Here is a 12,459-nt window from a genome sequence, read left to right on the forward strand (position 1 = left end):
GCGCGCACGCTACGGTGGACCGGCCGAAGCATTCGGCATCAAACCCGCGTATCACGAGGTGGGGGCACAGCAACGCCATGGCACAGGGCACGGTCCAGGTGACGCACACCGGCACATCGCGGTGGCGGCGCCGCACGGGTGAGTACACATCGCTCGCCGCCGCCCTGGAGGCCGCGGCCGACGGTGACGTCCTCACCATCGCTCCCGGTACCTACCGGGAGAACCTCGTCGTGCAGCGGGCCGTGACCCTGCGCGGGCCGGAGGGTTCGCCCGGCTCCGTGCGGATCGCGCCCGTGGACGGGGTGCCGCTCACCGTGCGCGCCTCGGCCGTGGTGCAGGACCTGCATGTGGAGGGCCAGGACGCGGCGGCGCCCGCGGTACTCGTCGAGGACGGCGCGCCGGACCTGCTGGACGTACGGATCGTCACGCGGTCCGCGGCCGGCATCGAGGTGCGCGGCGGTGGGCGGCCGACCGTCCGGCGGTGCACCGTCGACAACCCGGCCGGCATCGGCATCGCCGTGGTCGACGGCGGCGGCGGTGTCTTCGAGGAGTGCGAGGTGGTCGCGGCCGGGCAGGCGGGCGTCGCGGTGCGCGGCGGCGCCCATCCGCGCCTGGAGCGCTGCCGGGTGCACCACACCTCGGGCATCGGCCTGAGCGCGACGGGCGAGAACTCCGCGCTGGAGGCGGTGGGTTGCGAGGTCTACGAGGTCCGGGGCAGCGGCGTCCAGATCACCAGCCGGGCCACCGCCCACCTCACCGACTGCGATGTGCACCGCACCACCGCCGACGGCGTCACGCTCGACACCGACGCCGTGCTCACCCTGGCCGACTGCCGTATCCACGACATCCCGGAGAACGCGGTCGACCTGCGGTCGCGCTCCGTTCTGACGCTCACACGGACGACGGTGCGTCAGTTCGGGCGCAACGGGCTGTCGGTGTGGGATCCGGGCACACGGGTGGACGCCAACCAGTGCGAGATCTTCGACAGCACGGGCGACTACCCGGCCGTCTGGGTCAGTGACGGCGCCACCGTGGTGCTCGACTCCTGCCGGGTGCACGACGTGCCGGACGCGCTGTTCGTCCTCGACCGCGGTTCACGCGCGGACGTCGTCGACAGCGACCTGTCGCAGGTGCGCAACACGGCTGTGTCGGTGAGCGACGGCGCGACCGCCCAGCTCGACGACTGCCGGATCCGGGACGCCGCCACCGGCGCCTGGTTCCGCGACCACGGCAGCGGCGGCACCCTCAACAACTGCACCGTGGACGCCACCCAGACCGGCGTGATCGTCACCAAGGGCGCCGATCCCGTCGTCGAGCGCTGCACGGTCGACTCCCCCGCCGAGGCCGGCTTCTATGTGTCGGCGGGCGGCCGCGGCAGCTTCCTCAACTGCCGCGTGACGAACAGCGGCGGCTACGGCTTCCACGTGATAGACGGTTGCCGTACGACACTGCGCAAGTGCCGGACCGAGCGCTGTGCGCGCGGTGGTTACGAGTTCGCGGATGGTGGCGCGGACGCGATGCCCGGTGCGGGTCCCGTGGTGGAGGACTGCACCAGCGACGAAAGCGCGGGCCTGCGCACGCCGACGGGTACGGCACGGGAGACGGCCGTGCAGCCGACGCCCCAGTCGCCGGGACTTCTCGGCGCGCTCCCCGAGCAACGGCTCACCGCGCCGGAAGCGCAGCCGGCCGCCGCCGAGCCGCAGAAGCCGGTGCGGACCTCCAAGGACGTGCTCGGCGAACTCGATGCGCTGGTCGGCCTGGAGAGCGTCAAGCGCGAGGTGCGGGCGCTGACCGACATGATCGAGGTGGGCCGGCGCCGGCAGCAGGCGGGCCTGAAGGCGGCCTCCGTCAAACGCCACCTGGTCTTCACCGGCTCCCCCGGCACCGGCAAGACGACGGTCGCGCGCCTCTACGGCGAGATCCTCGCCGCGCTGAACGTCCTGGAGAAGGGCCATCTCGTCGAGGTGTCCCGCGTCGACCTGGTAGGCGAGCACATCGGCTCCACCGCGATCCGCACCCAGGAGGCTTTCGAACGGGCCCGCGGCGGCGTGCTCTTCATCGACGAGGCGTACGCCCTGTCACCGGAGGACGCGGGGCGTGACTTCGGCAAGGAGGCCATCGACACGCTCGTGAAGCTGATGGAGGACCACCGCGACGCCGTGGTGGTGATCGTCGCGGGGTACACCGCCGAGATGGAGCGGTTCCTCTCGGTCAACCCGGGCGTGGCGTCCCGTTTCTCGCGGACGATCACCTTCGGCGACTACGGCCCCGAGGAACTGCTGCGGATCGTGGAGCAGCAGGCCGAGGAGCACGAGTACCGGCTCGGGCCGGGCGCCTCGGAGGCGCTGCTGAAGTACTTCACGGAGATCCCGAAGGGCCCCGCCTTCGGCAACGGCCGCACCGCGCGGCAGACGTTCGAGGCGATGGTGGAGCGGCACGCGAGCCGGGTCGCTCAGGTGGCGGAGCCGAGCACGGACGATCTGACGCTGCTGTTCGCGGAGGACCTGCCGGAGCTTCCCTAGGGGTTTGGTTCGGATCAGCCTCAGTCCCGGGCTGATCCGAACGAAACCTCCTAGCCCACCCCGCTCTTGTCGGGCCGGGCCTCGGCGCCGCCTTCCTGTGGGCTGTCCGTGTCCGTCGGCTGCGCCTGCCGCCCGCGCTGCTCCGGCACTTCCGGGCGCAGCCGGGCCAGGAGCCGTTCGCGTTCCTCCGCGAACGCCGGGTCCGCCTGGTAGTCGGAGTGCCCCAGGATGGGCGAGGGCAGGGGGTGGTCCTCGGTGCGGCCGTACGCGAGCGGGTCCGCGAGGGGGGCGCGGTCCACCTCGGGGCCGCAGTCGTCGCCGGAGAGGCGGACCGGGCCGCCGATGGGGTCGGTGAGGCGGTAGAGGTTGCGCCAGCAGTCGACGTCGTCGTGGAGGGCGTTCAGCGCGGCCGGGCCGAAGTGGGCCGGGAACCAGCGGCCGTAGAGGCGCTCGATCGGGGAGCCGTAGGTGAGCAGTGCGACCCGTTTGCGGTCGGCGGGGCTCAGCTGCCAGGCCGCGGCGGCGGCGAGCACGCTGCCCTGGGAGTGGCCGGAGATCACGAGGCGGCCTCCGGTGGCGCGGGTCCAGGTGGCCATGCGCCAGGTCAGGTCGGGCACCGCGCGCTCGGCGTAGCAGGGCGGGGAGAAGGGGTGGGCGGCGCGCGGCCAGAAGGTGCCGACGTCCCAGAGGATGCCGATGGTGCGCCGCGCGGAGGCGTCCTTGTAGGCGCGCCTGCCCCAGGTGACGAAGAGTATGAAGCCGAGCCCGATCAGCCAGGAGCCGAGCGCCTGCCCGGTCTGGGCGGCTCCGTGGAGGAAGGGGTGGGTGCCCTCGGTGGCCCGGTCGGGGGTCTTTCCCGTGGCGAAGGCGCCGACCAGGGCCCCCGCGCCCATGAGCAGGGTCGTGGTTGAGGTGACGGCGACGAGGAGCGGGGCGCGGTCGGTGAGGGTGGCCATGGCGCGGGCGCGGGCGATGCGCCGGGTGCGGGCCGGATCACCGGGATCGACGTCGTAGTCGCGGCTCACCGCCGCGCGCTCGGCCCGGGCCTGTCGCAGGGCGCCGCGGCCGAGCAGCACGCACAGGGCGAGCAGCACGATCAGCAGGACGGGGATCACCGACGCCTGCCAGGTCAGCAGGACCGGCGGTCCGGCGAGGAAGGTGCCGGTGCCGTCCAGCCAGTCGGAGACCCGCTGGGACACACCGCCGGACATCACGCCGCCCAGCGCACAGGCCAGCATCGCGACGGCGGGCCCCTCCAGGCCCCGCAGCGCGGCACGCCCTTCCGGGTCACGGCCGGAACGGCGGTACAGGACGGAGGCGACGACGGCCAGGGCGATCACCAGGGCGCCCTGGATCAGGGCGATCCCGCCGAAGGTCACGTCGCCCGGGAGGCGTCCGGCCGACTGCCACCCGGGGCGTTCCCAGCCGGCGTACACGAGGGTGAGGGCGAGCAGGACGAGGGTGGCCAGGGGCAGGCGTCGTACGAGGTGGGCGTCGAGTGCGCGGTCGAGGCGGTGTTCGCTGCGGCCCCGGCGGCAGACCACCCAGACCGTGGCGAGCCCGCCGGCGGCCAGGGCCCCCTCCACAAGCCAGCCGAGGATGTCGAGGAGGGCGGGGCCGCCCGGCCTGCGGTCCTGGCGGGCGGCGGCCGTGCCGACCGCGGCGGCCACCGTGAGCAGGCCCGCCGCAGTGTGGGCGGCGCGCAGCCGGGCCACCAGGCGGCGCCCGTACCAGAAGCCGGGCCGGCCCAGGGCGGTGTGGCCGAGCGCGTCCTCGGGCTCGGGCTTGCCGTTCGGGGGCTCCTGGGACTCGTAGGCCCGCCAGGTGCGGTGGGAGAGGTACCACAGGAGGCCGGTGAGGGCGGTCGGGACGAGGGCCGCCAGGGCGAGGCGGCGGCCGGGCAGGGTCCACCAACCGCCGACCGAGACCGCGGGCGACAGGAACCCCAGCCAGGAGTGCCGCTCGGCGCACGCGCGCGTGCCCGCGCACTGCCAGGCCGTGAGGTCGAGGGCGACCTCGCAGGCCGCGGCGACGAGCAGCACCGTCAGGGTCAGGCCCGCGAGCCGCACCAGCAGCCCGTAGAGGCGGACCGCGCGGGTGCGTTCCCGTGCCGCCGGGCGCATCCAGTGCGCGAGGTTGACGACCATGAACGGCAGCAGCAGGAGCCACAGGGCGCGCGTGCCGTTGCCGGAGGTCAGGTTGCACCAGACGTAGGCCTCGGGAACCGGCCGGTCCCGGGGACCGCCGGTCGCGGTGGCCACTTGGTCGGGACGATCGGCGTCCGCGTCGTCGGCGCGCCGGAACACGGCGGCCGTGTCGTCGCCGGTGATCCGCACCGTGCGCGGATCGTTGAGCATCTTCTCGGGCCTGGCCCCGCCCACGCCGTGGACCAGGAGTTCCAGGGCGGCTCCGGCCGCCGGGCCGGTGACGGCATGTTCCTGCGCACGTTCCACTGTTCTCGCACTTCCCCCGTGACGCGCTGTCGACATGTGTGCGTGCGGGAACCAGGATGTCCGCTGAGCGGCCCCTGTGCACCCCTTGTCACCGAATCTCCCCCGATCCGTGTGACGAACGGGACCGACGGGTGTCGTGAGCGTGGCATGCGCGCGTCGGGTGGGGGTGGCGCGACGGGCGGGGGCCCATGCGAGGATGGGACGCCGCACCCCCGCCGACCGGGCAGAATGACCTCGTCGTGGCAGGTGTGCGGGCGTGTCGGACGGAGTGGATCGGCTTGAGGCGAGAGGACCGGAGCGTACGTGAGTGAGAATCAGAACCTCCTCGCGGAGCAGCGCCGCGCCCTGATCCTGGACGAGGTCCGGCGCCGCGGCGGCGTCCGCGTCAACGAGCTGACCCGCAAGCTCGGCGTGTCGGACATGACGGTGCGCCGCGACCTCGACGCGCTGGCCCGCCAAGGCGTTCTGGAGAAGGTGCACGGCGGCGCGGTGCCGATCGTGGAGGCGAGCACGCACGAGCCGGGCTTCGAGGCCAAGTCGGGCCTGGAGCTGACCGCCAAGGAGGACATCGCGCGGGCCGCGGCGGAGCTGGTCGCTCCGGGCAGCGCGATCGCGCTGTCGGGCGGTACGACGACGTACGCGCTGGCGCATCAGCTGGTCGACGTGCCGGATCTGACGGTGGTGACCAACTCGGTGCGGGTGGCCGACGTCTTCCATGTGGCGCAGCGCGCCACGGGCCCCCGGCAGGGCGCGGCCACGGTGGTGCTGACCGGTGGGGTGCGCACACCATCCGACTCGCTGGTGGGTCCGGTGGCCGACCAGGCCATCGCCGCGCTCCACTTCGATGTGCTGTTCCTCGGCGTGCACGGGATATCGGCCGAGGCCGGGCTGTCGACGCCGAACCTGGCGGAGGCCGAGACGAACCGGCGTCTGGTGCAGTCGGCGCGCCGGGTCGTGGTGGTCGCCGACCACACCAAATGGGGCGTGGTGGGGCTCAGTTCCTTCGCGGCGCTGGAGCAGGTCGACACGCTGGTGACGGACTCCGGTCTGCCGGCCGCGGCGCGCGCGGAGATCTCCGAGCATCTGCGGCGGCTGGTGGTCGCGGGCGAGCCCGACGAGGGTGCAGACAGCTGACGGGACCTCAGCTAGGGTGACGCACCCGTTTCCTCGGTGCTGAGGAGGTTGCGCGCATGGCTCACCGGCTGCGGCCCGAAGGGCTCGACTTCGTCGCGACCGCGCCCGTACGGCTGGTCTTCGCGCGGGAGGTCTCCGCTCCCCCGGAACAGGTCTTCCGCATGCTCGCCGAGGACGTGCCCGGCTGGGCCGTGTGGTTCCCCGCGGTGACGTCCGCGCGGCCGGTCGACGGCGGCGCCGGCCGCGACGTCCGCCTCAAGGGCGGCCTCCGCATGCGGGAGACGGTCCTGGCGGCGAAGGAACCGGAGATGTACGCCTACCGCGTCGACGTCACCAACGCGCCCGGCGTGCGGGCGCTGGTCGAGGAGTGGCGGCTCGCGCCGGCCGGGGCGGGGACGCGGCTGCAGTGGACGTTCGCGGCGGACGGGACCGCGGCGTTCCGGGGGTTCCTGCGGCTGGCCCGGACGGGGATGGGGCGGTCCTTCCGGGACGCGATGACACTGCTGGAGCGGAGGCTCACGACACCGTCGTGACTCCCGGGGCCCGGCGCGACACGGCCGTGGCCGGGCGCTCGGCCGTTCCGGCCGCAGCCCGCCCCCGCCGGCTGCGTCAGTGCGGCCGCGCCCGCTACCCACCGGCTTCGACGGTCCGGCCACACGCCCGCCGCACCGATTCCGTCCGCCCAGCAGCACGCCCGCCCCGCCGCTCCGTCAGTCCGGCCGCACCCCCGCCCCCGTCGGCTCCATCAGTCCAGTCGCGCGCCGCCACACCGGACACATCAAGCCCGCCGCACGCCCGCCCCCGCCGGCTCCGTCAGTCCGGCCAGACGCCCGTCGTCAGCAGTGTGTCGATCGCCGCCGTGTACGGGGCGATGTCCAGGCCCTGTTCGGTGAGCCAGGTGTCGGAGTAGTACTTGTCGAGGTAGCGGTCGCCCGGGTCGCAGAGCAGGGTGACCACGCTGCCCTGGCGTCCCTCGGCCACCATCTCGGCGGCGATCTTCAGCGCGCTCCACAGGCCGGTGCCGGTCGAGCCGCCCGCCTTGCGGCCGATGGCCCGCTCCAGGGCGCGGACGGCGGCGACGCTGGCGGCGTCGGGGACCTTCATCATCCGGTCGACGGCGCCAGGCACGAAGCTCGGTTCGACACGGGGCCGGCCGATGCCCTCGATGCGGGAGCCGCGGTCGCAGGTGACGTCCGGATCGCCGGTGGTCCAGCCCTCGAAGAAACAGGAGTTCTCCGGATCGGCGACGCACACGCGCGTGTCGTACTGCATGTAGTGGACGTAGCGCGCGATGGTCGCGGAGGTGCCGCCGGTGCCGGCCGTGGCGACGATCCACGTGGGCTCCGGGAACCGCTCCAACTCCAACTGGCGGAAGATGGATTCGGCGATGTTGTTGTTGCCGCGCCAGTCCGTGGCCCGTTCGGCGTAGGTGAACTGGTCCATGTAGTGACCGCCGGTCTCCACCGCGAGGCGGGCGGACTCCTCGTACATCTTCCGTGAGTCGTCCACGAAGTGGCACCGGCCGCCGTGGAACTCGATCAGGCGGATCTTCTCGGCGCTCGTCGTGCGCGGCATGACGGCGATGAAGGGCACGCCGATCAGCTTGGCGAAGTACGCCTCGGAGACGGCCGTCGAGCCACTGGACGCCTCGATCACCGGGCGGCCCGGCCGGATCCAGCCGTTGCACAGGCCGTAGAGGAAGAGGGAGCGGGCGAGGCGGTGCTTGAGGCTGCCGGTGGGGTGGGTCGACTCGTCCTTGAGGTACAGGTCGATGCCCCACCGCTCGGGCAGCGGGAAGCGCAGCAGGTGCGTGTCGGCCGAGCGGTTGGCGTCGGCCTGGACCTTGCGGACGGCTTCTTTCAGCCAGGTGCGGTAGGCGGTGTCGCTGCGGTCGACGTCGAGGGTGGCGCCGGTCAGGGTCTGCTGGGGGGTGGTCACGGCGGGGCTCCTTCGTGCTTCACGCCGACGGCGCCTCACGCGGCCGACGCCTCGATCATATGCATCTGCCGCACCGCTTCTCACCTGCATAAACGCATCTTTGGGGGGCTCAAAGGCAGTCCTGGGGGCACAGGGCGCACCGGGTGGGGGCGCATTCGCGTGAGTGCTCCGGGAGCTCCCGGACCGCGCATCGTGCGTACTGGTGCTCGACGCCGTGCGCGGGCAGACTGCACCCGGCGGGGCCGAGGTCCCGGACGGGGGCGCACACTGGATCACGACACGAGCTGGTTCCGGCCCGTACGGAAGCCGGGGGCCGGCACAGCCACGGGCAAGGGGGCGGGCATGGCGGAGCCGGAGTTCACGGCGACGGGCGTGCGGATCGGGAAGCGGCTGCGCTCGCTCACCCGGGCCGGGCAGGTCCGGATCAGCGACGGCAGGCTGGAGTTGCTCACCAGCTACGGCAGCGAGATAGACAGTGCGCCGGTGCAGGCGGTCCGTGCCTCCCGGCCCTGGTTCGCCCCGGAGGACCGGGCGCTGGCCGACCTCAACGGCAACCGGTACCTGCTGACCCTCGGTGACCACGACCCCGCGCCGGGCGAGCCGGGGCCGCCCGCGGCACGCCGGTTCATCGAGGCCGTACGCAGGGCGGCGGGGCGCGAGGGCTGAGTGCCGCCACGGAGGGTGGCGGACCCTGACGGCGAGTTGCGGTCCCCCACCCCTTGCGTCACGCTGGTCTCACGTCACTCTGGGTGTACCGGCGACAACGCTGCGAACCAGCCCGCCGGCCACGACAGCAGGCGGCCGCCTCGCGCAGACGCACTGCTCCGATCGATCCGAACTCCGTGTTCTTCCGGACCTCACGTCGGGGAGTCGCAGCCGTGATCAGCAACCCAAGCAGGCACTGCACGGTGGAGCTTCAAGCCCTGCCGTCGCGGATCGGCCAGGTCCGCAGAATCGTATCGGCGCAGTTGCGCTACTGGCATCTGGATGCCCTGATCGACCGGGCCGCGCTCGGTGTGACCGAGCTGTTGACCAACGTCCACCGGCATGCCCAGCCCGACAAGACGTGCACCGTGGAGATGGAGTTGCTGCTCGGCCGGCTCACCGTCTCGGTGCGCGACCACGACCCGCGGCTTCCGGTGGTGGGAGACATCGCCGATGCCGACGCCGACGGCCTCGCCACGTGCGGGCGCGGGCTCGCGATGGTGGCCGCGGTCAGCGAGAGCTGGGGGGCGCGGCCCGACGGCGACTCCGGCAAGGTCGTGTGGTTCACGCTTCCGGCGATCGGCTCGGTGCGCGAGCGGGCGGCGCGACCGCCTCGCCGTGTGGCGGGAGACCAGGCCGCCCGCCTGTTCCCGGAGGTCGCGGCGGTCGACGACCGCAGCCCGGCACACGCTCCCGCCCGGTCGGCCGTCATGGGCTGACCGGGCGGTGACCCCTTCCCCCTGCGCAGGGGTCACGTTTCCCCGACTCCCGGCGGGCCGTGGCCCGCAGTGGGGGCCGGGGAGCGGTCGTGCTCATACCGCACCGCCCTTGCGGCCGAACTGCTCGTCCAGGACGGACAGCCGGCGCCAGTACTCGTCCTCGTCGATCTCGCCGGAGGCGAAGCGGCGGCCGAGGACGGCGAGGGGCGAGTCGCCGGCGGGGCGGTCGTACGTCGCCCGCCAGGGCCGGCCGCGGCCGCGCCACATCGTGCGGCGCAGAAAGGTCACGACGCCGATCACCACGGCCGCCCAGATCAGCGGGAAGAAAAGGATCCACGGGCCGGGTCCGCCGTCCCAGTTCGCCAGGGTCTGCATCTCGGTTCATCTCCCAGATCGGTCTTCCGGTGATGCCTCGAGACTGGCTCCGGGGAGGGGGTCGGGTCGTCGTACGGGGAGCGGCGGTGCGGGTACCTCCCGGGGAGTACACGGGTGGCCTCGAGTGCTCGGCTGGGTGCACGGCCGGGCGGTCGACCTCTGTAACTACTAGTATGTACAGTGAGTGCGTGAGCACTTCGGAGCGACTGATCGAGTCCACCCGGGAGCTGCTCTGGGAGCGCGGTTACGTGGGCACCAGTCCCAAGGCGATCCTGGAACGGGCCGATGCCGGGCAGGGCAGCATGTACCACCACTTCCGCGGCAAGCCCGACCTCGCCCTGGCGGCGATCCGGCGGACGGCCGAGGAGATGCGGGCCGTCGCGGAGGGGGTACTGGGCGGGCCGGGTACACCGTACGAGCGGATCAAGGCCTATCTGCTGCGCGAGCGTGACGTGCTGCGCGGGTGTCCGATCGGGCGGCTGACGATGGACCCGGACGTCATCGCGAGCGAGGAGTTGCGCGCCCCGGTCGACGAGACGATCGGCTGGCTGCGCGGGCGGCTCGCGGGGATCGTCGAAGAGGGCAGGACACAGGGCGAGTTCGGGGACGAGCTGGACGGCGAGGAGATCGCTTCGGCCGTACTCGCCACTGTGCAGGGCGGTTACGTGCTCGCCCGCGCCTCCGGCTCCCCGGCCGCCTTCGACGCCGGCGTCCAGGGGCTGCTCGCCCTGCTGTCCCCCGGCCGCGACAGGAGTTCCCGCACGTCCACCCCGCCGCCTGAGGAGGAGTCCCGATGCACGCCATGCAGTACGAACTGACGCTGCCCGCCGATTACGACACCGGCATCATCCGCGCGCGGGTGTCCCGCGTCGGGCACAAGCTCGACGACTGGCCCGGCCTCGGCCTGAAGACGTACCTGCTGCGCGAGCGCGGGGTGCACGGTTCGCCGGTCAACCTGTACGCGCCGTTCTACCTGTGGAACACCGTGGAGGGCATGAACGCCTTCCTCTGGGGAGGAGCCTTCCAGGGGCTGAGCGACGATTTCGGGCGCCCGGCGGTGCGGCAGTGGACGGGCCTGTCGTACGAGCAGGGCGTGGCCGCCGACTCCCCCGCCCGGTTCGCCCTACGGCAGCGGCGGCCGGTGCCGGACGGGGTGGTGCACGCCGAGGCCGCACAGGAGGCGGTGGACGAGGCCCGGAGACTCGCGCGGGAGGAGGGGGCGGTGCTCGCGGCGGCGGCTGTGGACACGAGCCGGTGGGAGACCGTGCACTTCTCGCTGTGGGAGCACGGGGATCCCGACGCGGCGAAGGACGGCGGCGAACTGTTCCAGGTGCTGCATGTGTCGGCGCCGGGGCGGTCCGCCCTGCCGGGGGGCCGCCAGTGGTGAACGCCGTCCGGACGGTGCTCGGGGACGTACCGCCGGAGCAACTCGGCGTCTGCGACGCGCATGACCACCTCTTCTTCGGCAGCCCGCGCCTGCCCGGCCAGGAGTTGCGGAGCGCGTCGGCGGCGCGGGCCGAACTGGCCGCGTTCCGGGCGCAGGGCGGGGGTGCGGTGGTCCAGTGGACGCCGTACGGGCTCGGGCGGCGGGCGGCCGATCTGCCACCGCTGTCCCGGGAGGCCGGGGTGCACATCGTGGCAGCGACGGGACTGCACCAGGACGTGCACTACGACGACGCGACGCTCGACGGGCTGCGCGGGCGGCTGGCCGAGGTGTTCGTGACCGAACTGACCGAGGGCATCGGCACGTCGGGCGTGCGGGCCGGGTTCGTCAAGGTCGCGGGCGGGTTCCACGCCCTCGACGCACACGCCCGCCGGACGATGACCGCCGCGGCCGAGGCCCACCGTGCGACGGGTGCGCCCATCGCCGTCCACCTGGAGCTCGGAACCGGCGCGCTGGACGTGCTCGACCTGCTGTGCGGGGAGTTGGGCGTGCCGCCGCACCGGGTGATCCTCGGGCATCTCAACCGCTCCCCCGACGGCGTGGTGCACCGGCAGGCGGCCGAGTCGGGGTGCTATCTGGCGTTCGACGGTCCGTCGCGGGCGAACCACGCCACCGATTGGCGGATGCCGGACGCCGTACGCGCCCTCGCCGAGGCCGGGTTCGGCGACCGGCTGCTGCTGGGCGGCGACACCACGACCGCCGCGGCCCGCTCGGTCGACGGCGGGCCCGGGATGCCGTATCTGCTGCGCCGGGTGCGGCCGCGGCTGGCGCTCGCCGTGGGCGAGGCACTCGTGACGCGGATCCTGACGGAGAATCCCGGGCGGGCCTTCGGTGTGGAGTGGCGGTGAGGCCGGGCGAGGAGTGGCCCGATCGTGTTGATCTCTGACCCGCCGCGCCGCTGCCGCCGGTGACGGACGCGCCGAGGATGGGGCCACGACACGTCACCCCCGCCGACGAGGAGCACCATGGCCCTGGAGATGCGCGACCACTGCGAGCGCTGTACGACAGCCGCCCTGCCGCACGACGCGCCGGCCCGGATCTGCTCCTACGAGTGCACCTTCTGCGTGCCGTGCAGCGAGGCCATGCGGGACGTCTGCCCCAACTGCGGGGGCGAGTTGGTGCCCCGGCCGCGCCGCGCCGTCCCGGCGTGACGGCCTGGCGGCGCAGCC

General features: G+C 73.3%; 12 protein-coding genes. 9 read left to right on the forward strand and 3 right to left on the reverse strand.

Annotated elements, in window-relative coordinates; translation table 11 throughout:
• The first annotated feature begins 77 nt into the window (after positions 1-77).
• A complete protein-coding gene (locus tag IE263_RS40740) occupies positions 78-2,522 on the forward strand; it encodes a right-handed parallel beta-helix repeat-containing protein (protein ID WP_189943144.1) in 2,445 nt (814 codons plus the stop codon).
• 50 nt (positions 2,523-2,572) lie between these two features.
• On the opposite strand, the gene IE263_RS40745 is transcribed toward IE263_RS40740, so the two are convergent.
• Entirely contained in the window at positions 2,573-4,975 is a 2,403-nt protein-coding gene (locus IE263_RS40745; RefSeq protein WP_373312263.1) for an alpha/beta hydrolase family protein, read from the reverse strand.
• Positions 4,976-5,278: 303 nt separating this feature from the next.
• On the opposite strand from IE263_RS40745, the gene IE263_RS40750 reads away from it, so the two are divergent.
• Complete coding sequence (locus IE263_RS40750; RefSeq protein ID WP_189943145.1) at positions 5,279-6,109, forward strand: DeoR/GlpR family DNA-binding transcription regulator; 831 nt, start codon at positions 5,279-5,281, stop codon at positions 6,107-6,109.
• A 56-nt stretch (positions 6,110-6,165) separates the two neighbouring features.
• Positions 6,166-6,642, forward strand: a complete 477-nt coding sequence (locus tag IE263_RS40755) for an SRPBCC family protein (protein ID WP_189943146.1) — start codon at positions 6,166-6,168, stop codon at positions 6,640-6,642.
• A 280-nt stretch (positions 6,643-6,922) separates the two neighbouring features.
• On the opposite strand, the gene cds1 is transcribed toward IE263_RS40755, so the two are convergent.
• Positions 6,923-8,047, reverse strand: coding sequence for an L-cysteine desulfhydrase Cds1 (cds1, locus tag IE263_RS40760; protein WP_189943147.1), 1,125 nt, complete (start codon positions 8,045-8,047; stop codon positions 6,923-6,925).
• Between the two features lie 342 nt (positions 8,048-8,389).
• On the opposite strand from cds1, the gene IE263_RS40765 reads away from it, so the two are divergent.
• Positions 8,390-8,713 (forward strand): hypothetical protein, encoded by a 324-nt coding sequence (locus IE263_RS40765; protein WP_189943148.1) that lies wholly within the window; start codon positions 8,390-8,392, stop codon positions 8,711-8,713.
• Positions 8,714-8,925: 212 nt separating this feature from the next.
• Positions 8,926-9,471 carry an ATP-binding protein gene (locus IE263_RS40770; protein WP_189943149.1) on the forward strand — a complete coding sequence of 182 codons (546 nt, stop codon included), beginning with the start codon at positions 8,926-8,928 and terminating at the stop codon, positions 9,469-9,471.
• 93 nt (positions 9,472-9,564) lie between these two features.
• Here IE263_RS40770 and IE263_RS40775 read toward each other — a convergent pair whose 3' ends face one another.
• On the reverse strand, positions 9,565-9,846 hold the full coding sequence (locus IE263_RS40775; protein ID WP_189943150.1) for an SHOCT domain-containing protein: 282 nt from the start codon (positions 9,844-9,846) through the stop codon (positions 9,565-9,567).
• Positions 9,847-10,019: 173 nt separating this feature from the next.
• On the opposite strand from IE263_RS40775, the gene IE263_RS40780 reads away from it, so the two are divergent.
• From IE263_RS40780 to IE263_RS40795, 4 genes are all read left to right on the forward strand, one after another.
• Positions 10,020-10,664, forward strand: coding sequence for a TetR/AcrR family transcriptional regulator (locus IE263_RS40780; protein WP_189943151.1), 645 nt, complete (start codon positions 10,020-10,022; stop codon positions 10,662-10,664).
• Positions 10,640-11,233, forward strand: coding sequence for a DUF4865 family protein (locus IE263_RS40785; protein WP_189943152.1), 594 nt, complete (start codon positions 10,640-10,642; stop codon positions 11,231-11,233). The genes IE263_RS40780 and IE263_RS40785 overlap by 25 nt, the downstream gene beginning before the upstream one ends.
• Positions 11,230-12,138: a phosphotriesterase family protein gene (locus tag IE263_RS40790; RefSeq protein WP_189943174.1), complete on the forward strand. Its 909-nt coding sequence runs from the start codon at positions 11,230-11,232 to the stop codon at positions 12,136-12,138. The genes IE263_RS40785 and IE263_RS40790 overlap by 4 nt, the downstream gene beginning before the upstream one ends.
• Positions 12,139-12,255: 117 nt before the next feature.
• Positions 12,256-12,441: a DUF1272 domain-containing protein gene (locus tag IE263_RS40795; protein ID WP_189943153.1), complete on the forward strand. Its 186-nt coding sequence runs from the start codon at positions 12,256-12,258 to the stop codon at positions 12,439-12,441.
• The last annotated feature ends 18 nt before the right edge of the window (positions 12,442-12,459 follow it).

Source organism: Streptomyces aurantiogriseus, assembly GCF_014649375.1.
Classification (GTDB): domain Bacteria; phylum Actinomycetota; class Actinomycetes; order Streptomycetales; family Streptomycetaceae; genus Streptomyces; species Streptomyces aurantiogriseus.

Excerpts from the sequence above, each read along its gene's own strand:
- IE263_RS40740 (WP_189943144.1), top strand. The coding sequence starts at position 78 with ATGGCACAGGGCACGGTCCAGGTGACGCACACCGGCACATCGCGGTGG.
- IE263_RS40755 (WP_189943146.1), top strand. The coding sequence starts at position 6,166 with ATGGCTCACCGGCTGCGGCCCGAAGGGCTCGACTTCGTCGCGACCGCG.
- IE263_RS40765 (WP_189943148.1), top strand. The coding sequence starts at position 8,390 with ATGGCGGAGCCGGAGTTCACGGCGACGGGCGTGCGGATCGGGAAGCGG.
- IE263_RS40775 (WP_189943150.1), bottom strand. The coding sequence starts at position 9,846 with ATGCAGACCCTGGCGAACTGGGACGGCGGACCCGGCCCGTGGATCCTT.
- IE263_RS40780 (WP_189943151.1), top strand. The coding sequence starts at position 10,020 with ATGTACAGTGAGTGCGTGAGCACTTCGGAGCGACTGATCGAGTCCACC.
- IE263_RS40785 (WP_189943152.1), top strand. The coding sequence starts at position 10,640 with ATGCACGCCATGCAGTACGAACTGACGCTGCCCGCCGATTACGACACC.
- IE263_RS40795 (WP_189943153.1), top strand. The coding sequence starts at position 12,256 with ATGGCCCTGGAGATGCGCGACCACTGCGAGCGCTGTACGACAGCCGCC.